Genomic DNA, 20616 nt, shown 5'->3' with positions numbered 1-20616 from the left:
AAAAAACCAGCATGAAACACATCATTTAAGAAAAGATTTCCGCAAACCGCACAGGGACAAATTAATAAAATGCGCAAATTTGTCCTCTGTTTCTGCATTTTGAATACCGGTCTGAATACTGATAACCGGTTTAGCCAAATCACTGCCGCTCCAGCTGGTAAATTGCAGCCCGCAATGCGTCAGTCCCTTAGCTCTGATTATTAACAGTTTCAGGACAAAAAATGCATTTCGAACAGGAAAATACGTTTTTACAGAACAAAATTTCCGAAAGACTCACATTTTTTAAAGCTGCACCTGAAGGAAATGCTCTGTAAATTTTTTATTTATTAGCAGGTACTTAACACGATACAGACAGACCGAATGACGGCATTCACATAGTTGCCAGCTAAAAAAGCATCACAAAAATCAAAAAAAGATCATGATTTGCCCATCTATAAACGGATTGGTAAGGCTGTTGGCAATATGATCGCGGAAATGTTCGTGGCGTGTCCTTTACGCCACACCTGAAAATTGGCAGTCCAGGTAGGTAAGTCACCGTGTATCATGCGTTCCGTCACGCCGCATCCGGCATCAAGATTGCGGCCCGCTCATTGTTAACAGTAACAATGGCCGGCGCCCTCACTCTTACCATCACCACAGGTTCTGCTCAGGCAGCAAAGAACCCGCGCCATGCCGCGATTGTGATTGATGCCAATACCGGCAAAACCCTGTTTGCAGAAAGCGCAGATGCCAAGCGTTTTCCCGCGTCCCTCACTAAAATGATGACCCTTTATATGGTCTTCGAGGCAATGCAGGCCGGACGCATCAATAAAAATACCAAAATTCCGTTCTCCAAATATGCAGCAACCCGTCCGCCAACAAAAATCGGTGTACCGGCAGGCCAGACAATCAGCGTTGAAGACGCGATTATGGCGCTGATTACCCGCTCAGCGAATGATGCTGCTGCTGCCCTTGGTGAATATCTCGGCGGTTCCGAGCCACGCTTTGCACAGATGATGACTGCCAAAGCACGTCGTCTCGGCATGCGTTCCACGACATTCCGTAATGCTTCCGGTCTGCCAAATCCAAACCAGCAGACCACAGCCCGTGACATGGCGATTCTCGGTATCGCCCTGCGTCAGCATTACCCGCAATATTACGGTTATTTCGGTCGCTCCAGCTTTCAGTTCCGTGGCCGTACCATCAATGGTCACAACCGTTTGCTTGGCCGAGTTGAAGGCGTTGACGGTATTAAAACCGGCTATGTAAACGCATCCGGTTATAATCTTGTCACTTCCGTCAACCGTGATGGCCGTCGCATCGTGGCCGTAGTTATGGGCGGCAGCAGCGGGGCTTCCCGTGATGCCACCATGACACGTCTGATTCAGGCTCATCTGGAAAAAGCCACACCGTCGCGCCGCGGCAGTGATGCCCTGCTGATTGCCCGCAATGATGCTCCGGCAGGACCGGCAGTTGCCGCTGCACCATCTCCTCTGCCACGTGCGATTCCGCTTCCGGCTGAACGTGCCGACCAGCCTGTTCTGGTTGCTGATGCCTCCGGCTCAACAGGCAGCGCACAGGATGCAATCAGCGCAGTTATCGCCCGTCAGAAGCCGGTTCCTGCTCAGCAGCCTGAAATGCTGGCTCTGGCAGCGCCGACACCGCGTCCTTCTGCTCCGGTATCTTCCCAGCTTGTGGCCATTCCGACACCTAAAGCATCGATTCCGAATGTTGATCCGGTTACCACAGCTTCCGCCAATACAGCCGCTTCCCGTATGGGTCTGGCACCAAAGCCTGTTGCTGCTGTGCGTAATGAGCCGATTGCTGTACCGCATGAAAATACCCGTCAGCAGCAACCGGAACAGACAGCTGTCGCCATGGCTGCCGCATCTGATGTTTCCGGTGCATGGGCTATTCAGATCGGCTCCCTGCCTAGCGAAAATCAGGCACAGGAAATGCTGAATAAAGCCGCCCAGCAGGCAGGCAGCACCCTACGTGCAACCTCCCCGATGACTGAGACTTTCAACAAGGGTAACAACACATTCTACCGTGCACGTTTTGTTGGTTTTGACACCAAAACTGCCGCATGGGATGCCTGTGCCGCCCTGAAGAAAAAGAACTTCAGCTGCTATGCAATCGCGCGTTAATGCGCGCGGTTCGCACCGTTTAGAGCATAATTTCTTAAATTTGAATCAGTCAAAGTTAAAATTATGCTCTAATTTCAAAGTGTTAGAGCGACCTTTATACGCCTAATGGGGCGCACGGCGCTCTAAGACCGTAATATCCGATATTATCCGGCTTTGTGTTCCGCCGGTTTAATTCAGGCAGGCCATCTGCAAACCCAATGAGTATTGTGTAAAGGGTTTACAATGTCGAATATGCTCAATCTGTTTGGTTTCACCAATGTTGATCCGGTGGAATCCGACTCACAAAAGCCAGGCAAAACCACTTTGCTCAGCGTCCACGCCCTGCGTAGTGCTGCTGCCCGTCTTGCCGATTTGCGCGCTGACGGCGCCTCACTGAATACGCGTGAATTTGTAGGGCTTCTGGTCTGCAATGCACAGCGCAGCCGTCGTATCAGCCTGCCGGAAGCATCCCTGCGCATTGCAACAGGCAATGTGAACGGACGCACAGCAATCCGCCTTAAACTGCGCTGATATTCTTTATTGATTAAATAAGACCCAGCGCCGCCAGTTCGCGGCGCAGTTCCACAGGCAAAGCCTGCATACCGCCGCCCGCTCCGGCTCTGTCATCCTGCGGCACTTCTTCATCCGCAATATAACGCCAGCCCTGAAACGCTCTGCGTGGCTGCCAGACAGTCGGGACTACTTTCGGCTCCAACACCAGATGACAACGACCGATGCCGTCTTCACCGGTAAATGTGCGCACTTCCAGCAGACGCTGACGCGCCTGAATATTACCCTTGATCACCCAGTAGAGTGAACCACCGTCAAGCAACTCTGCCTGTCGTTTCGGGACCATACGCGTTGTATGAAACTGCTCCGGCACCACACCATTTGCACGGCATTCCTCAAGGCGGAAATCAATCCACGCTGCCAGATCTTCAAGGGAATCACATCCCACACAGAGTTTTACAAGATGCAGTGCCATGAGCGGCAATTACTCCGTTGCTCCGGTGATGTCCAGAGCGGTTTACGTCCAGATTGGATCATAGTGCTCACTCTAAATTCTTTATTTGGTCGCATTATCACGGGCGTCAAGTTGATCCAACTTGACTGTGAAATGCTCTGGTATGCAACCCGATATCGGGCGGCACAAACAAAAACGGGCAGGAGTAACCCTGCCCGTCTCTGTGATTTATTTGCGAATTACGCAGCTTCGCCTGCGAGTTTCTTCTCGCAGCGCAGCAACATACCGAACAGGTCACGCGGCTCATCCGGATCTGCCAGCAGATCTAGATTTTCATACAGACCTGTGGATTTCAGCTTGTCGTGAATATAGCGCAGTGCCGAGAAATCTTCGGTCGCAAAACCAACCGAATCAAACAATGTGATCTGATTCTGGTCACGGCGCCCCGGAACAGTACCGTTCATCACCTGCCACATTTCAATAACCGGATGATCGGCATCGAGCTGCTGAATTTCGCCCTCAATACGGGTCTGCGGCGGATATTCAACAAAGATGTCGGAGCGCAGCAGAATGTCTTTATGCATTTCTGTCTTGCCCGGGCAATCACCGCCAACACCGTTGATGTGAATGCCGCTGCCGATCATGTTGTCGGTCAGGATCGTGGCGTTCTGCTTGTCTGCAGTCACAGTGGTGATGATCTGAGCGCCCTGCGCTGCATCTTCCGCACTGGTGCAGGTGACGATTTCAAAACCGAAGCCGGCGAGATTCTGTTTGCACTTCTCAGTGGCAGACGGATCAATATCATAAAGACGCAGCGACTTAATGCCGAGCAGTGCCTTGAATGCCAGCGCCTGAAACTCCGACTGTGCGCCATTGCCGATAATCGCCATGGTCTGCGCATTTTCCGGTGCCAGATATTTGGCAACAACGGCTGAAGTCGCAGCAGTACGCAGAGCTGTCAGGATGGTCATTTCTGTCAGCAGAACCGGATAGCCGGTATCCACATCGGAGAGCATACCAAAAGCAGCAACAGTCTGCAGACCGTCCTTCATGTTCTTCGGATGGCCGTTTACATATTTAAAACCATAGAGCGTGCCGTCACTGGTTGGCATCAGCTCGATTACACCGTCATGAGAATGGGAAGCGACACGCGGCGTTTTGTCAAACTTTTCCCAACGCAGAAAATCTTCTTCCACATAGGTGCAGAGTTCTTTGAGAAAATCTTCAATACCGATTTTCAGTACCAGTTTCATCATATGGTCAACACTGACAAATGGTACGAGGTTTAAAGTTGTTCTGTCACGCATCAGGTTTTCTCCCTCCGGTCATGCCGGAACCTGTTAAACTAAGAAAAGCGCTTCATGCCTATCAGAGACAATTGAAGCGCTTTGGTTGTAAATTATATTGCTCTAAACGAAACTTCGCGTCGGGCGATCCATCACACTGCGCCCCATCAGACTGGCGATCAGATCAACCATCAGAAAGGCCGTACGGCCACGCTCATCAAGGAACGGATTAAGCTCGACAGCTTCGAAGCTGGTGACCAGCTCACTGTCATGCAGCATTTCCATAATCAGATGCGCTTCGCGGAAAGTTGCGCCGCCCGGTACAGTTGTACCAACAGCCGGTGCGATATTCGGATCAAGGAAATCCACATCAAGGCTGACATGCAGCAGACCATTGGCATCTTTCACGCGCTGCAGGAAGCGGTTGAGCAGCGCGACAACGCCATGCTCATCAATCATGCGCATATCGTTTACGGTCACTTCAGTCTTGCTGATTGCAGCGCGCTCCGCCGGATCAACCGAGCGGATACCGATCATGCAGACATTGGCCGGATCAACCGGAGCCAGCACTTCCGGGAAAGTGCCTTCAAAGCCCTTCTGGCCGGTATAATAGGCGACAGGTGTGCCATGCAGGTTGCCGCTTGTGGTGGTTTCCAGCGTGTGGAAATCTGTGTGAGCATCAAGCCACAGCACAAAAAGCGGGCGACCCTGCTCTTTGGCACGACGGCTCAGGCCGCAAACAGTTCCGGCAGCCAAAGCATGATCACCGCCGAGGAAAATCGGAAAGCCGTCTGCACTGGCGTCATAGGCAGCCTTATCCAGTGCTTCAATCCATGCCACGATTTCCGGCAGATTTTTCAGAACCGGATTGGAGTGGGTCAGATTGCGTTTTGCAGCCGGTTCCACATTGCCCAGATCGGTAACATCATGACCCAGCTCTTCCAGAGCCTGTGTCAGTCCGGCGGCGCGAAACGCGCTCGGTCCCATTTCGCAGCCCATGCGTCCGGTTCCGTCCTGCACAGGTGCACCAATCAGCTTACAATGCATATATGTTCCTCATGACTATCATTTTTTCACAACCCGGCACCCGCAAGCGCAATTTGAGCAGTGATTTTCGCGTATAAAACCACGAAACATTGGCAGAGTGGACAGAGAAGATTGGCAAATCTCCACAGATGCTTTATCAGATTGCGCAGTTAAATGAACAAAATGGTAAGACAGTGGACGAACTCGATCAGAAACTCATCACCCTGCTCCGTCACAATGCGCGCCGCAGCATCTCCGATCTCGCACTCGATGCCGGTGTCTCCCGTGCTACAGCCCGCGCCCGTCTGGAGCGTCTGGAAAAAGACGGCCATATTCTCGGCTATACGGTTATTCTGCGTGCTGACACTGTTGAGCAGGCTGTACGAGGTATTATGATGATCGCAATTGAAGGCCATGTGACAGAACGCGTGGTGAAGGCGCTGGGCGGTTTCTCCGAGATTTCAGAAATTCACACCACCAATGGCCGCTGGGATCTGATTGCGGAAATCAATGCCAACACGCTGTCCGACCTCGACAGTGTATTGCGGCGTGTCCGGCTGGTTCCGGGTATCACCAATAGTGAAACCAATCTTTTACTGGCTACGCCACGCAGCACCAGAGCGCGGCTGTAACCACACAGACACAGTCTTAATCCGATTTTGATTAAATATGATTAATTTACTCAATTATTAAATTATATATTTGCAAAATGCGATAAATCCTCCTATGGCAGCGCATATCTGTTAACAAAGCTTAAACAACCATCCTCCCAAGGAGTTGCGCTGATGTCTGCTTATGCTGCTGGTGGTTCTGCCACCGGTGCACGCAATTTTTCATGCCTGCATAAATTTTCACTTTTCTTTCTAACAAGTACGGTTTTAAGCACTGCTGCATTTCTGAACTTTACGCCCGCCGCTCTTGCACAGACGGCACAGCCAAAAAAACAAACGGAAAAACAGCAGGCGGATAATACATCCGGCACATTGCAGCTGAACACAATTACTGTGGGCACCGGCACAGTCGGCTCCGGCAGCTACGGCACAGATGCCCCGAATATTGTCACCATCGACCGCGAGACAATTGACCGTGTTCAGGCTGCCAGTCTGCCGGAACTGGTAAAACAGACACCGGGCGTCACCATGCTCGGCGGTGTGCGCATTCAGGGTCAGAGCATTGCTATCCGTGGCTTTGCCCGCCAGACCGATGTGCGTATTATTATGGATGGTGCGCAGAAGAATTTTGAGCGTTACGATCAGGGCACAGTCTTTATCGAGCCGGAGCTGCTTAAAAGCGTTGAGATCGAAAAAGGCGCAACTTCCATCAAATATGGTAATGGCGGCTTTGGCGGCACCATCAAAATGGAAACCAAAGACGCAGCCGATATGTTGCGCGAAGGTGAGAACTGGGGACTCTGGTCAAAGACCGGCTATCAGACAGCCAATAAAGGCTGGGTACAGAGCGGTGCTGTTTATGGCCGTACAAATTATAGCGGCATCAATTTTGACGGGCTTGCAGCGACCACATGGCGCAAGACTGAGGACATGCGCATCGGTGGCGGTGAGCGCTATAATTTCTCTGACAGCAAGCTCACCTCCTTCTCAGCTAAGGGCAGTGCCAGCGCTGACGGCCATGAGCTGAAAGCGACTGCAAGCTACGGTATGAGCGAGAATTGGGGCCCTCCTGCGGCTATTCGCGGACAGGTTGAACCGATTGGCAGTGATGTCAAAAAATACGGTTATTATGAAGCCATCCGTCGTCGCCTCGCCTGGCGCGATCTGAAAGATTTCAGCTCATCGGTCGAGCATAAATTCAACGGCGACAGCGATCTGATCAATACACGCCTGATGGTCAGCTATGCCTATACATCACTTTATGCCGAGCGCCCTGACGGGGTAAGCACGTCTGCATCCCTCGGTGGCAAATGGAACGAATCCAAATATTCAGACCTGCGGATCGAAGCGGAAAACACATCCAATTTCACGCTCGGCGGTTTTAATCACAGCCTGAATTACGGCATTCAGCTACAGCGTCACAACCGTGATATTGTCATGTATGCCGATACTTACAAAAATAATGCTAATTACAATTACGGCTATTTTGCTCCGTATAATATGCCTGAAGGCAAGCAGGAAACGTTCAGCGCTTTTGTGATTGATAAGATTGCTCTGACCGATCAGCTGACCATTATTCCGGGTCTGCGTTATGATTATGTGCGATCAACAGGCAAGCCCAACGCAGCAAAGACCTATAATGATATCAAGGCAGGTCATGATTACAGCGCAGTCAACCATGACGGCCTGACACCGGGTCTGAGCATGACCTATGACGCAACCTCAAATCTGCGTCTGTTTGCTGACTGGGCTTATGCGATGCGTATGCCGAATATTGATGAACTTTATTCCACGCAAAGCGCAGGCACAAGTTTACCGCGTACCAGCCGCGACCTTGAAGTGGAGCGCAACAACAACTTCCAGATTGGCGTAGAAACCATCCACAACCAGCTTTTCACCAGTGACGATCAGCTGAAAGTGCGGGCAACGGCCTATTACAACCATGTCACCAATCCGATTAACCGGCGATTTGGCAGTGCCAATGCCCCTGCCAAAGGCGACAAGGGCGATACTTACTGGAATTTGCCGTCTTATTACTCTGCCGGTATCGAGATTTCAGCCCATTACGACACAACTTATATGTTTGCCGATGCGGCCTTCTCTACAATGCATGGCAGCCGTCATGGTGCATTGAATAATATCTATGGCTACGACACCTATCTCAAAGATCTGGCACCGGCGACACTGGTGACAACGCTGGGCTGGAAAGTACCTGATTATGATCTGACACTGGGCTGGACAGGTACTTTTGTCGCCAGACAGTCCAAGACACCGCATAATCAGAATGGCGGCGATTATGCCCGTCCTGAAAGCGCAGGCTATGGTATCCATGATCTGTTTCTGACATGGGCACCGCAAAGCGGCATGATGAAAGATGCCAAGCTGGATATCGGTCTCGACAATATTTTTGACAAGAAATACGAGCCTTATCTGAGCGATGGCATTACCGCCATGCCTGGACGCAATTTCAAAGTCAGCCTTAGCAAGAAGTTCTGAGACACAAAAAAGCCCCGCAAAATGCGGGGCTTTTTATTAAGTAAATATCTCAGAGAGATTTTGCTAATTGGCAACCAGCAAAATCAAAGGGATTTTGCCAGCTTGTCGAAAGCCATCAGTGTTTCAAGAAGACGCGGCATGTCTTTCAAAGGTACCATGTTAGGACCGTCGGAAGGCGCATTGTCCGGATCCTGATGCGTCTCAATGAAAACACCGGCAACGCCGACCGCAACAGATGCACGGGCGAGCGTTTCAACAAACTCACGCTGACCACCACTGGTTTCACCCTGACCGCCCGGCTGTTGAACCGAATGAGTCGCGTCAAAAATTACCGGTGCGCCAAGACCCGCCATAATCGGCAAAGAGCGCATATCCGACACGAGTGTATTATAGCCGAAGGATGCACCGCGCTCGGTCAGCATCACATTCGGATTGCCACTCTCCACCACTTTGGCCATGACATTTTTCATGTCCCAAGGTGCCAGAAACTGACCTTTCTTAATATTAACCACACGGCCGGTATTAGCCGCAGCAATCAGCAGATCAGTCTGACGGCAGAGGAATGCCGGAATCTGGAGCACATCAACGACTTCACTAACCAGAGCGCATTGTTCTTCTGTATGCACGTCCGTCAGCACCGGAAAGCCAAAGTCTTTTTTAAGATCCGCGAAGACTTCCAGAGCCTTTTCAAGGCCGATGCCGCGCTGACCTTTCAGCGAAGTACGATTGGCTTTGTCGAAGCTCGATTTATAAACCAGACCAATACCGAGTTTATCTGTCATTTCCTTCAAGGCGCCAGCCATATCATAGGCGTGTTCACGGCTTTCCATCTGGCATGGGCCTGCAATGATAGACAATGCGCCCGTGTTGGAAAATACGACATTGCCTGACGGCGCCTTGATCTCAATAACAGAATTGGCAGTCATCTCTGTTCCTCAAATTTGAAAAGTACCTGACTTTTCCCAATAAATAATGGCGCAGGTAAATTTGCGCAGAAAACCGCAACGCGGTTTCATTGTCAGCATATGGACATTGCAGACCGCAATATCCAGTCTCTTTTGATAAAAGCAAAACGGGCACTGTTAAAGTGCCCGCTTCAGATCTTAAACCAGACGGCTCTGAGTAACCGCTGCCTCGATAAAGGAAGCAAACAGCGGATGCGGCTCAAACGGACGCGATTTCAGCTCCGGATGATACTGCACACCAATGAACCACGGATGATCAGCATATTCGATGGTTTCCGGCAGGACACCGTCAGGTGACAGGCCGGAGAAGGTCAGACCGGCTTTTTCAAGCTTTTCCATGTAGTCAATATTGACTTCATAGCGGTGGCGATGACGCTCATGAATATCTGTCGAACCATAAATATCCGCAATACGGGTGCCGCTTTTCAGCATGGATTCATAGGAACCCAGACGCATCGTACCGCCGAGATCACCGGACGCAGAACGCTTCTCCAGCATATTGCCTTTGAGCCATTCCGTCATCAGACCGACAACCGGTTCCTTCGCAGGACCGAATTCGGTGGAAGATGCATCTTTGATGCCGGCCAGATTACGCGCGGCTTCAATACATGCCATCTGCATACCGAAGCAGATACCGAAATAAGGAACTTTATGCTCACGGGCAAATTTTGCCGCGAGAATCTTACCCTCGGCACCGCGCTCGCCAAAGCCGCCCGGCACCAGAATGCCGTGAACTTTTTCGAGATAAGGTGCAGCGTCTTCGCTCTCGAAGACTTCCGCTTCGATCCAGTCGAGATTGACTTTCACGCGGTTGGCAATACCACCATGGGTCAGAGCTTCGATCAGCGATTTATAGGCTTCTTTCAGGCCGGTATATTTACCGACAACTGCAATAGTAACCTCACCTTCCGGATTATGGATACGGTTGGCAATTTCTTCCCAACGTTCCATCTGCGGCTTTGGTGCCGGTTCAATACCGAAAGCTGCCAGAACTTCTGAATCCAATCCTTCATTATGATAGGCCATCGGCACATCATAAATCGACTTAACATCCAGCGCCTGAATAACCGCGCTAGGGCGGACATTACAGAACAGAGAAAGCTTCTTGCGCTCGGATTCCGGAATTTCACGATCCGCACGGATCAGCAGAACATCCGGTGCAATACCGATCGAACGCAGTTCTTTCACCGAATGCTGTGTCGGCTTGGTTTTCAGCTCACCCGCTGCCGGAATATATGGCATCAGTGTCAGGTGAATATAAACGGCTGTGTTGCGCGGCAATTCGTTGCCGAGCTGACGGATGGCTTCCAGAAACGGCATTGCTTCGATATCGCCGACTGTGCCGCCGATTTCGCAAAGCACGAAATCATAATCCTCATTACCTTCCGTAATGAAGTTTTTGATCTCATCCGTTACGTGCGGAATTACCTGAACCGTCGCACCGAGATAATCGCCGCGGCGTTCTTTCTCGATGATGTTCTGGTAGATGCGTCCGGTGGTGATATTGTCCTGCTTTGTCGCAGAACGACCGGTGAAACGCTCATAATGACCAAGGTCAAGATCGGTTTCCGCACCGTCATCGGTCACAAATACCTCACCATGCTGGTAAGGAGACATCGTGCCCGGATCAATGTTGAGATAAGGGTCGAGCTTTCTGATCCGCACGCGGTAACCACGTGCCTGAAGAAGAGCCGCCAGTGCTGCTGCAGCTATGCCTTTTCCGAGGGAAGAGACCACGCCGCCTGTGATGAATACATATCGCGCCATGGGCTTATGTCGTTAGACTCTCCTGATTGATTCCGCCACTAAAAAATGACTTTCGTAACGGATTTTTCATTACTCTTAACATTTACCTATAAAATCCATGAAGGATTTTTTGGCAAAACCCATAATTCACGCAACAACACCACCGTAAGGAATTTTCCTGACAGTGCTGAAATTACAAAACCTGCGTTGAAAACGCGCTACGGAAATCTGCTCCGCAGCTCTGAGCAAACAGATAGTGCTTCGACAAACAAATTGCCACTGCTTATTCGCTTGTCCTGAAAAACTTTTTGTAAAACTAAATTTACTTCACAAAAATACAAAAAAGCCGGCCTGAGCCGGCTTTTGTTTTATGTCGGTATAATCAGAGAACGACGACAGTCGCTCCGAGATTTACACGCTCATAGAGTTCCATAACATCTTCATTGGTCATGCGGAAGCAGCCATTTGAAGCCGAGCTGCCGATTGTCCAAGGCTGAACAGTGCCGTGAATACGGATATAGGTGTCTTTATTGCCCTGAAACAGGTAGAGCGCGCGTGAACCCAGCGGATTACCCAGACCACCGTCCATACCGTTTTTGAAACGTCCGTAATGTTCAGGACTGCGCTTGACCATATCTGCGGTCGGAATCCAGCGCGGCCATTCCCGCTTCGCGTTGATCGTGCCGCTGCCTTTGAATTCCAGACCGACTTTACCGACAGCAATACCGTAACGGCGGGCTGTGGTTGGTGTTTCTACCAGATAAAGGAAATATTTTGCCGGATCGACAACGATTGTCCCTACCGGATAGCCCGAGAAGGCAACAGTCTGTGCCTGATATCTCGGATCAATATTATATTTGCCTTTGGCAGCCTTCTGGGTTGTGGCTTTCTTCTTCTCCGGCTTGGCGGCTTTAGCCGTCGTATCCGTTGATGCGGCCGCAGCAGCCGTCTGGGCCGCAGCCTGACCGGTGAGAGCGGAGAAACTTAAGCACAAACCGGCAAAACCGGCGATGAGAACACGGGATGAAATCATGGGGCTTTCTCAAAACACTCTTTTATGTCTCATCAGCACGATGAGCCGAAGATGAGGTGTAAACAGGTTGCTTGCTGATAGGCCAAACTCACTGATCTCTCAACGGGCAATATGTTACCCACAAGCTAATCCCGTCGTCTATGGCAAGCCTGCAACACTTTTATTGCAAATACATCAGAGCATTTAAAGTCATCAAAAATACTCTGATGTACATCTTCACGCATTATCCTACGCATCGAAGCAGGAAAGAAAACAGTCCAGCGAACTGTTTTCCCTTGCGAAGGCGGTTCCCACTTTTGCTGGAAATGCTTAAAATAAAAAAGCCTCCGCGAGGAGGCTTTTTATCATTCATAAATCCGGCTCTTACTGGGAGCTCGGAACCGGGCTTGCCGGAGTGGCAGGCTGTGCCGGTGTGCTTTCCGGTGTTGTTGTACCACCGCCAAGCTGATCCAGAATACCGTTGCCGCCTGCAGGTGCAGTCTGTGAGCTGCCGGCAGGGATACGGTTGAGAATATCTGTCGGGCGTTCGCCGTTCATGGCGAGAATGCCCAAAAGCAGCGAGGTTGCAAAGAAACCTGCACCCAGAATTGCTGTCGTACGGGTCAGAGCATTGGCTGCACCGCGCGCAGTCATGAAACCTGAACCACCACCGATACCAAGACCACCACCTTCGGAACGCTGAATCAACACAACGCCGACAAGTGCGAGAACGATCAGGAGATGTATAACAATAAGAACGGTTTGCATGGGTTTCCGGACTGCTTTCTTATAGGAATAGAAACGGCTTTCTACACGGATTTATCCGACAATCCAACCCCCTGCAACCGAATGCTTGCAAGGGATTGATATTTATTCAAATTCAGAGCACGCGATAGGCGTCACAAATTGCGAGAAAATCTGTGGCTTTCAGGCTGGCACCGCCGACAAGCGCGCCATCCACATCAGCTACACCGAGCAATTCAACAGCATTATTCGGTTTGACCGAACCGCCATAGAGCAGACGCAGATGTGCACCTTTGGCACCGAAACGCTCAATCAGCTTCGAGCGGATGAAAGCATGGACTGTGCGCACATCCGAAACAGTTGGTGTCAGGCCGGTGCCGATTGCCCAGACAGGCTCATAGGCAACAACGGTATTTTCCGGTTTGACACCTTCCGGCAACGAATCTGCAATCTGCCGGCCAACGATTTCAAGGGTCTGATCGGCCTGTTTCTGTTCAGCGGTTTCGCCAACGCAAACGATCGTAGTCAGGCCGGCTTTCCAAGCGGCCTGTACTTTGGCGCAAACGGCTTCACTGGTCTCATGATGATCTGTACGGCGCTCAGAATGGCCGAGGATCACATGGCTTGCGCCTGCTTCTTTCAGCATCAGTGCAGAAATATCGCCGGTATGCGCACCTGATTCTGCCGCATGACAATCCTGACCGCCAACGCCGATAGCATCAGTTTCCGGTGTAGCCGCAGCACGCGAAATAAGAGTGGAAGGTACGCAGATCACAACATCGAACTTACGACCGATATCCGTGCTGAGATTGGCAGCGATTGCGCGCAATTCACCCAGCTGTTCGCCGGTGCCGTTCATCTTCCAGTTACCCGCAACAAGCGGACGTATTTCCGGGGTCATTACACCCTCCTCACCAATGATTTCAGCCGCATTGCATAGCGGCTTCTGGCACGGCCTCTCCGGTTTAGACCCGTGAGGCAGAGCCGGTTCGTGCCCAAAACTGAAACCGCTCTAGCAAATTCAGACCTGAAAGCAAATCCCAAACGCATCGCTCAACATGGCTTTAACAGCAATAATGCCACAATTCTTTTCGTTCTTAGTGCCCAGAAGGCAGGTTTCCGTTTGACTGCATTATCATCGGCGGCTATCCCCTTATTTAACAAAGTGAGTTTACTCCACAAAGGTACTTCTATGCTTGATAGCTTGCGCACTGCATCCAAATCATGGGTCTCGAAATTCTTTCTCGGTCTTCTCGTCCTCTCTTTTGCAGCATGGGGTATCGCAGATGTGTTCCGTGAAGGTTTTGGCGGCAATGCTGTTCTGGAAGCCGGAGGTTCATCCGTATCGCCGACTGAGTATCGTCTGGCCTATGACCGTCAGGTGATTGCTGTTTCCAACCAGCTCCGCCAGCAGCTTACCCGCGATCAGGCTAAAGCACTTGGTATTCCGTCACAGGTAACCGGTCAGCTGGTTGCAGGCGTACTGCTTGATGAACAGGCGCGCCAGATGGGACTGGGCATGTCGAAAGACCACCTCGCCCGTCTCACCGGTGAAGATCAGGCATTTCTGGATTCCAGCGGCCGCTTCTCCAACACCCAGTTTAACGCAGTGCTGCGTCAGGCCGGCATGAGCGCACAGGACTATTTCAACAGCCGCACTAAATATGCGCTGCGTCAGCAGATCGTTGAAGCTGTGTCAGACGGCATGAGCGCGCCGGACACATTGTTCAAGGCACTGGCGCTTTATGACGGTGAAAGCCGCACGGTTGATTACATTACCCTAACTCAGGAAAAAGCTGACACGATTGCTACACCTGACGATGCTGAACTGAAAAAATGGTATGACAGCCATCTCGGCAATTACCGCGCACCGGAATATCGTAAAGTCAGCTATGTGCCGCTTGAAGCGCAGGACATTGTCAACGAAGCTGATGTTATGCCGGAAGAGATTCAGGAATATTACAAAAAGAACATCGCCCGCTTCTCAACAGAAGAAAAGCGTACTCTTGAGCAGCTGAATTTCGCTAATGAAGAAGAAGCAAAAGCGGCTTCGGATAAAATCAAATCCGGCACCAGCTTTGCTGATCTCGTTACCCAGAGCGGTAAAAAGCCTGAAGATGTTAAACTCGGCACATTTGTAAAAGGCGATCTGCCAGATGCAGTGATTGCTGATGCGGCTTTCGCACTGCCTGCCAATGGTACAAGCGATGTTGTAAAAGGCGCATTCGGCCCTGTGCTGCTGCATGTCAGCGCAATTGAGCCTGCAGCTGTGAAAACAGAAGCAGAAGTTACACCGGAAATCCGCAAAACTCTGGCTCTGACACAGGCGCTGACCTCATTGAATGCGGTTCATGACTCATTTGAAGAAGAACGCGGTAATGGCGCAACATTGGCGCAGGCTGCTGAAAAGCTGAAACTTAAAGTTAAAACCGTAGAAGCTGTTGATGTGAACGGTAATGCTCCGGACGGTAAGCCGGTTGCCGATCTGCCGCAGCTGCCGTCCTTCCTGACCTCTGTTTATCAGTCTGATCAGGGCATTGATAATGATGCACTGCCAACCCCGACCCGTGGCTATATCTGGTATCAGCTGGATGGCGTGACACCTGCCCGTGACAAAACATTTGATGAAGTCAAAAATCAGGTTGCAGCCGAGTGGAAACAGGATGAAGCAGCAAAGCGCCTGATAACCAAAGCTGAAGAGCTGCGCAAGCGCCTTGAAGCCGGTGAAACTCTGGACGTTCTTGCTCAGGAAGCCGGCGTTGAAAAACTGACCAAACGCGGCCTGACCCGTACGGCTACAGATTCTGAACTGTCAGAGGCTGCGGTTGCACAGATCTTCGGCGGCGCGGACAATCTCACAGGCGTTGCAAGCGGCATCAATAAAGAAACCCAGATCCTGTTCAAAGTGATTGAGACAACTGAGCCTGCCGGTGTCAGCGCGGAAAGCCTGCCACAGGGCACACGCGATGCGATTTCCTCACGCATTGGCGACGACCTGCTGGAACAGCTGGTTGGCCGTCTGCAGAGCGAATATCCGGTTAAAATCAATCAGACCCTGATGGATCAGGCTCTGTCCTTCTAACGCCTTCTCTCTTTGAAGGCAGGCGGAGCCTCACTAAAGATTCGAGTACACTATGTCAGATTTCAAAAGCTACATTGCCAAAGCTGTTACAGGCACACCTTTAACTCAGGCGGAGTCCAAAGCAGCGTTTGACATTATGATGTCCGGTTCCGCCACCCCTGCCCAGATCGGCGGTTTTCTGATGGCTCTGCGTATGCGCGGTGAAGCCGTTGCGGAAATTGCAGGTGCTGTAGAATCAATGCGGGCGAAAATGATCCCCGTTGATGCACCTGCCGGTGCAATTGATATTGTCGGCACCGGCGGCGATCAGTCCGGCTCTTATAACGTGTCCAGCTGTGCAGCCATTGTGACTGCGGGCGCAGGTGTGGTCGTTGCCAAACATGGCAACCGCGCTCTGTCCTCCCGCTCCGGTGCGGCAGATACGCTGGCAGAGCTCGGCATTAATATTGAAGCCGATCCGGCAACCATCAGCCGCTGCATTCATGATGCAGGTCTTGGCTTTATGTTCGCGCCGATGCATCATTCTTCAATGCGTCATGTCGGCCCTGCCCGTGTAGAGCTTGGCACCCGCACAATTTTCAACCTGCTCGGCCCGCTCGCCAATCCGGCTGGTGTTAAACATCAGCTTGTCGGCGTTTTCTCCCGCGACTGGGTACTGCCGATTGCCAAAGTGCTGAAAGAGCTCGGTTCCGATCATGTCTGGGTTGTTTATGGTGATGGTCTGGATGAAATGACCACCGCTGGCACCACCAATATTGCAGCACTGCAAAATGGTGAAATCACCGAATTTGAAATCACACCGGAAGAAGCCGGCCTGAAGCGCGTAGCTTTTGACGCTCTCAAGGGCGGCGATGCCCAGCATAATGCGGCAGCCCTGCTGCGCGTACTTGGCGGCGAAGCCGGTGCTTATCGTGACATCGTGCTGCTCAATGCCGGCGCTGCACTCGTCATTGCCGGTAAAGCCAGAGATATTAAAGAAGGTATTGCCCTTGCTGCCCAGTCGATTGACAGCGGCGCGGCAAAAGCCAAACTCGATCAGCTGATTGCTGTATCGAACAGCAAGACAAGTGAATGAAATGACCGATATCCTCAAAAAGATCGAAGCTTATAAGCTTGTTGAAATTGCAGAAGCCAAATCACGTTTGCCATTGGCAGACGTGAAAAAAGCTGCTGCCGATCAGTCACCTGCCCGTGGCTTCCTTAAAGCACTGGAAGCAAAGCAGGCTGCCGGTTCTTTCGGTCTGATTGCGGAAATCAAAAAAGCCAGCCCGTCCAAAGGTCTGATCCGTCCGGATTTTGATCCGCCTGCATTGGCAAAAGCCTATGAAGATGGTGGTGCGGCCTGTCTTTCAGTTCTGACAGATACACCAAGTTTTCAGGGTGCACCGGAATTCCTGCAACAGGCACGCGCGGCCTGTTCCCTTCCTGCCCTGCGCAAGGACTTTCTGTTTGATCCTTATCAGGTCTATGAGGCACGTCATTGGGGTGCAGATTGCATTCTCATTATCATGGCAAGTGTTGATGATGAACTGGCTAAAGAGCTGGAAGACACAGCCTTTTCACTCGGCATGGATGCATTGATCGAAGTGCATGATGAAGCTGAAATGGAACGGGCTCTCAAACTGTCCTCGCGTCTGCTCGGCATCAACAACCGTAATTTACGCACTTTCGAAGTCGATCTCGCAGTATCTGAACGTCTGGCAGCCATGGTGCCGGATGACCGTCTTCTGGTTGGTGAAAGCGGTATCTTCACGCATGATGATTGCCTGCGTTTGCAGAAATCCGGCATCTCCACCTTCCTGATCGGTGAAAGCCTAATGCGCCAGCAGGATGTGGCCAGAGCAACCCGCAAACTCCTGACCGGCAAAGAGTAAGTTATGAGCAAGCTGACACATCTCGATGAAAGCGGCGCTGCGAATATGGTCGATGTCGGTGACAAGACCGACACTGTGCGCATTGCGACCGCATCGGGCTGTGTCACGATGCAAAAGCAGACGCTTGAGCTGATCCTTTCCGGCAATGCCGCCAAAGGCGATGTTATCGGCACCGCCCGTCTTGCCGGTATTATGGCTGCAAAAAAGACCTCTGATCTGATTCCGCTTTGCCATCCATTGATGCTGAGCAAAGTCTCGGTTGATATCGAGCCGGATGAGGCACTGCCTGGCTTGCGGGTTAGTGCGACAGTCAAACTGACCGGCAAAACCGGCGTGGAAATGGAGGCACTCACGGCTGTCTCCGTCGCCTGCCTGACGATTTATGATATGGCAAAAGCTGCCGATAAAGGCATGGTCATAGGCAATATAGCCGTCGACAGCAAAACCGGCGGTAAATCCGGCGACTGGCAGCGTTCTTAGCATATCGCTCTTATTTTTTACGGGGTAGGTTTCATGGCATTATTACCGGTTGATGAGGCTTTGCGGCTTTTGCTGGCGGATAAAATGCCTTCCGGCCATGAGCACGTCGCCCTGCATGAAGCCGGTGATCGTGTTCTCGCCACTTCGATTTTTGCCTCATTCAATCAACCGCCTTTTGATGCCTCGGCCATGGACGGTTATGCCATACGCTTTGCCGATGCCGAGCAGCTGCCCGTTATATTGAAAGTCATCGGCGAATCTGCTGCAGGCAAAGGCTTTGACGGCATGCTCAAATCCGGTGAGGCTGTGCGTATTTTTACCGGTGCGCCAATGCCTGCCGGTGCCGACACGATTGTCATTCAGGAAGACACGCAGCAGGAAGGTAATCTGGTTACACTGTTACGGGATGTGAGCAAAAGCCGTCATATCCGGTTCAGCGGGCTGGATTTTAAAGACGGTGAATGCTTGCTGCAAACCGGTCATCTGCTTGATCCGGCATCGCTCTCTTTAGCGGCAGCGTCCGGCCATGCGCAATTGCAGGTCTATAAACGCCCTAAAACAGCTATTCTTGCTACAGGTAATGAGCTTGTACCTGCAGGCACTGTTCCTGCGGCAGATCAGATCGTCAGCTCCAACAGTTATGGTGTCGCAGAAATTGTACGGCGCAATGGCGGCACGGCAGATGATCTTGGTATTGTGCCGGATGATTTGGCCCTTATCGAGCAATCCATTCGTAATGTCGCTGCTTCGGAGGCCGATATTCTGATTACGCTGGGCGGCGCATCTGTCGGTGATCATGATCTGGTGCATAAGGCACTGACCAATTGCGGCGTTGAACTCGGCTTTTACAAAATCGCCATGCGTCCGGGTAAGCCACTCATGTTCGGCCAGCTGGATCGCGAAGGCAAAGCGCCCCTGCTCGTTCTTGGACTTCCCGGCAATCCGGTCTCCAGCCTCGTCTGCTCCTATGTGTTTCTGGCACCTCTGGTTGCGCGTCTGGCAGGTAAAGCCGCGACCACATATATTGCCGGCGCCAGACTGGCACAGGACATGGCCGCCAATGGTAACCGCCGTGATTACGCCCGTGCAACTCTGACCCGCAACAGCGACGGTGAGTTACTGGCAACGCCTCTGCCGGTGCAGGATTCCTCCATGCTGACCGTCATTACCTGCGCGGATGCTCTGCTGATCCGTGAGCCTTTTGCGGAAGCAGCCAAAGCCGGTGATCGCTGTCAGATCCTGATGATACGCTGAAATTCTTTAAACAATCGGATTAATCACTTTTAAAGCCTTGCAGAACAATACTGGAACATATAGTGTTCGTTCTGGGTTTGTTTTAAAAATTGATTCTCGCTACCGCGCCCCGTGCATGCGGTTATGCGTTTAGTCTGCACGACTTCATTATCTGCCACCATAATTTTAGTAACCGGCAGATAATATAAAGGCTTTGGGAGCGTATAATGCTGACGCGTAAACAACATGAATTATTGCTGTTTATCCATGACCGCCTGAAGGAAAGCGGCATTCCCCCTTCGTTTGACGAGATGAAAGAGGCGCTCAATCTCGCTTCCAAATCCGGTATTCACCGTCTGATTACAGCTCTGGAAGAACGCGGTTTTATCCGCCGTCTGCCAAACAGAGCGCGTGCGCTTGAAGTTGTGCGTTTGCCGGACTCGATTGCGCCGGGTCTCAACAGCCAGAAGAAATTCTCACCAAGTGTCATTGAAGGCGATCTCAGCAAAAAGAATGTCACCGAACTGCCTAAAAAAGCCGCGCCTGCGACAGAATCGGAAGCACCTGCCGGTATCAGTGTTCCGGTGATGGGACGTATTGCAGCCGGTGTACCGATTTCCGCCATTCAATCACAAACCCATATGATTACCCTGCCGCCGGAAATGCTTGGCAGCGGTGAGCATTATGCGCTGGAAGTCAAAGGTGACTCGATGATCGAAGCCGGTATTCTCGATGGCGATACAGTGATTATCCGCCGTGGTGATACCGCCAATGCCGGTGAAATTGTTGTGGCTCTGGTCGATGATGAAGAAGCGACACTGAAACGCTTCCGCCGCAAAGGCGCATCTGTTGCGCTTGAAGCTGCGAACCCTGCTTATGAAACCCGTATTTTTGGTCCTGACCGTGTGCGTGTTCAGGGTAAGCTGGTTGGTCTGGTACGCCGCTACTAATATGCATCGGAGCGAAAACCGGCCAACCGCCGGTTTTCGACT

18 protein-coding genes are annotated in these 20616 nt (G+C 51.4%); 10 read left to right on the top strand and 8 right to left on the bottom strand.

Going from position 1 to position 20616, the window contains the following annotated elements:
* Positions 1 to 536 precede the first annotated feature (536 nt).
* Both HBA93_RS04660 and HBA93_RS04655 read left to right on the top strand, forming a co-directional pair.
* Entirely contained in the window at positions 537 to 2126 is a 1590-nt protein-coding gene (locus HBA93_RS04660) for a D-alanyl-D-alanine carboxypeptidase (RefSeq protein WP_502910037.1), read from the top strand.
* A gap of 222 nt (positions 2127 to 2348) precedes the next feature.
* Positions 2349 to 2636, top strand: a complete 288-nt coding sequence (locus HBA93_RS04655) for a hypothetical protein (protein WP_022712411.1) — start codon at positions 2349 to 2351, stop codon at positions 2634 to 2636.
* Between the two features lie 13 nt (positions 2637 to 2649).
* Here HBA93_RS04655 and HBA93_RS04650 read toward each other — a convergent pair whose 3' ends face one another.
* The 3 genes from HBA93_RS04650 to rocF all read right to left on the bottom strand — a co-directional run bounded on the left by HBA93_RS04650 (position 2650) and on the right by rocF (position 5402).
* On the bottom strand, positions 2650 to 3090 hold the full coding sequence (locus HBA93_RS04650; RefSeq protein WP_221722499.1) for a DUF1489 family protein: 441 nt from the start codon (positions 3088 to 3090) through the stop codon (positions 2650 to 2652).
* 218 nt (positions 3091 to 3308) lie between these two features.
* Positions 3309 to 4376 carry an ornithine cyclodeaminase gene (gene ocd, locus HBA93_RS04645; RefSeq protein ID WP_121992665.1) on the bottom strand — a complete coding sequence of 356 codons (1068 nt, stop codon included), beginning with the start codon at positions 4374 to 4376 and terminating at the stop codon, positions 3309 to 3311.
* 102 nt (positions 4377 to 4478) lie between these two features.
* Positions 4479 to 5402 (bottom strand): arginase, encoded by a 924-nt coding sequence (gene rocF, locus HBA93_RS04640; protein ID WP_121992666.1) that lies wholly within the window; start codon positions 5400 to 5402, stop codon positions 4479 to 4481.
* 173 nt (positions 5403 to 5575) lie between these two features.
* Between rocF and HBA93_RS04635 the strand changes: the two genes are divergently transcribed.
* A complete protein-coding gene (locus HBA93_RS04635; RefSeq protein ID WP_221722498.1) occupies positions 5576 to 6013 on the top strand; it encodes an Lrp/AsnC family transcriptional regulator in 438 nt (145 codons plus the stop codon).
* 153 nt (positions 6014 to 6166) lie between these two features.
* The gene (locus HBA93_RS04630; protein ID WP_221722497.1) at positions 6167 to 8488 is read left to right on the top strand and encodes a TonB-dependent hemoglobin/transferrin/lactoferrin family receptor; all 2322 of its coding nucleotides are present in this window, start codon (positions 6167 to 6169) and stop codon (positions 8486 to 8488) included.
* 83 nt (positions 8489 to 8571) lie between these two features.
* Here the strand turns inward: HBA93_RS04630 and kdsA are convergent, their stop codons facing one another.
* The 5 genes from kdsA to tpiA form a co-directional block, all read right to left on the bottom strand.
* Positions 8572 to 9414 (bottom strand): 3-deoxy-8-phosphooctulonate synthase, encoded by an 843-nt coding sequence (kdsA, locus tag HBA93_RS04625; RefSeq protein ID WP_221722496.1) that lies wholly within the window; start codon positions 9412 to 9414, stop codon positions 8572 to 8574.
* A gap of 177 nt (positions 9415 to 9591) precedes the next feature.
* Entirely contained in the window at positions 9592 to 11220 is a 1629-nt protein-coding gene (gene pyrG / locus HBA93_RS04620; protein ID WP_022712419.1) for a CTP synthase, read from the bottom strand.
* A 361-nt stretch (positions 11221 to 11581) separates the two neighbouring features.
* A complete protein-coding gene (locus tag HBA93_RS04615) occupies positions 11582 to 12232 on the bottom strand; it encodes a L,D-transpeptidase (RefSeq protein WP_122093222.1) in 651 nt (216 codons plus the stop codon).
* 363 nt (positions 12233 to 12595) lie between these two features.
* On the bottom strand, positions 12596 to 12979 hold the full coding sequence (secG, locus tag HBA93_RS04610; protein WP_221722495.1) for a preprotein translocase subunit SecG: 384 nt from the start codon (positions 12977 to 12979) through the stop codon (positions 12596 to 12598).
* A gap of 112 nt (positions 12980 to 13091) precedes the next feature.
* A complete protein-coding gene (tpiA, locus tag HBA93_RS04605; protein WP_221722494.1) occupies positions 13092 to 13856 on the bottom strand; it encodes a triose-phosphate isomerase in 765 nt (254 codons plus the stop codon).
* A 291-nt stretch (positions 13857 to 14147) separates the two neighbouring features.
* Between tpiA and HBA93_RS04600 the strand changes: the two genes are divergently transcribed.
* The 6 genes from HBA93_RS04600 to lexA all read left to right on the top strand — a co-directional run bounded on the left by HBA93_RS04600 (position 14148) and on the right by lexA (position 20574).
* Positions 14148 to 16037: a SurA N-terminal domain-containing protein gene (locus tag HBA93_RS04600; protein ID WP_221722493.1), complete on the top strand. Its 1890-nt coding sequence runs from the start codon at positions 14148 to 14150 to the stop codon at positions 16035 to 16037.
* Positions 16038 to 16089: 52 nt separating this feature from the next.
* A complete protein-coding gene (gene trpD / locus HBA93_RS04595; RefSeq protein ID WP_221722492.1) occupies positions 16090 to 17112 on the top strand; it encodes an anthranilate phosphoribosyltransferase in 1023 nt (340 codons plus the stop codon).
* Position 17113: 1 nt separating this feature from the next.
* A complete protein-coding gene (gene trpC / locus HBA93_RS04590) occupies positions 17114 to 17911 on the top strand; it encodes an indole-3-glycerol phosphate synthase TrpC (protein WP_221722491.1) in 798 nt (265 codons plus the stop codon).
* Between the two features lie 3 nt (positions 17912 to 17914).
* Positions 17915 to 18391, top strand: a complete 477-nt coding sequence (moaC, locus tag HBA93_RS04585; RefSeq protein WP_221722490.1) for a cyclic pyranopterin monophosphate synthase MoaC — start codon at positions 17915 to 17917, stop codon at positions 18389 to 18391.
* A gap of 33 nt (positions 18392 to 18424) precedes the next feature.
* The gene (locus HBA93_RS04580; RefSeq protein WP_221722489.1) at positions 18425 to 19645 is read left to right on the top strand and encodes a molybdopterin molybdotransferase MoeA; all 1221 of its coding nucleotides are present in this window, start codon (positions 18425 to 18427) and stop codon (positions 19643 to 19645) included.
* 206 nt (positions 19646 to 19851) lie between these two features.
* Positions 19852 to 20574, top strand: a complete 723-nt coding sequence (lexA, locus tag HBA93_RS04575) for a transcriptional repressor LexA (protein ID WP_221722488.1) — start codon at positions 19852 to 19854, stop codon at positions 20572 to 20574.
* Positions 20575 to 20616 lie beyond the last annotated feature (42 nt).

It is taken from the genome of Ochrobactrum sp. SFR4 (assembly GCF_019730395.1).
GTDB lineage: Bacteria > Pseudomonadota > Alphaproteobacteria > Rhizobiales > Rhizobiaceae > Pseudochrobactrum.
The sequence above is the reverse complement of the archived record's forward strand: the minus strand, read 5'-3'. Positions and strand labels throughout refer to the sequence as shown.